This window comes from Macrococcus brunensis (assembly GCF_004359615.1).
Classification (GTDB): Bacteria; Bacillota; Bacilli; order Staphylococcales; family Staphylococcaceae; genus Macrococcus; species Macrococcus brunensis.
Genome location: NZ_SCWA01000057.1, coordinates 1 through 430, shown reverse-complemented (window position 1 = coordinate 430; position 430 = coordinate 1). Strand labels below are relative to the sequence as shown.

At 70.7% G+C, this 430-nt stretch carries 1 pseudogene; it reads right to left on the bottom strand.

Features of this window, described 5'->3' with window-relative positions:
- Positions 1 to 430, bottom strand: a pseudogene (locus ERX27_RS11200) (IS481-like element IS481 family transposase); the annotation flags it as partial.

Sequence of the window (430 nt, the reverse complement as noted above, 5' to 3'; positions counted from 1 at the left end):
TAGTAGGCCACTGCGTCCTTGAGGAACTGGACGGCGCTGGGGAAGCGCTCGTCGGGGTGGATGTCGGTGAAGGCCACGCGGGCGTGGTCATCGATGGCCACGAAGACGAAGTCCCAGCCGGCCCCCTCAACGGTATCGCGTCGGTTGCCCGTGACCCGGTGGCCAGGGCGCTGGATACGTCCCAGCTTCTTGATGTCGATGTGCAGCAGATCGCCGGGGGCCTGAGGCTCGTAGCGCACCACCGGCTCGGCCGGCTCCAGGTCGGCCAGGTGCGACAGACCGGCGCGGGCCAGGACGCGGCTGACGGTGCTGGCTGACACGCCCAGCGCCTGGGCGATGCGCGCTTGGGTCAGCCGCTTGCGGCGCAGCTCCACGATAGCCAGCGCCTTGGCCGGCGCAATCGCTCGGGGCGAGACCGTCGGGCGCGAGG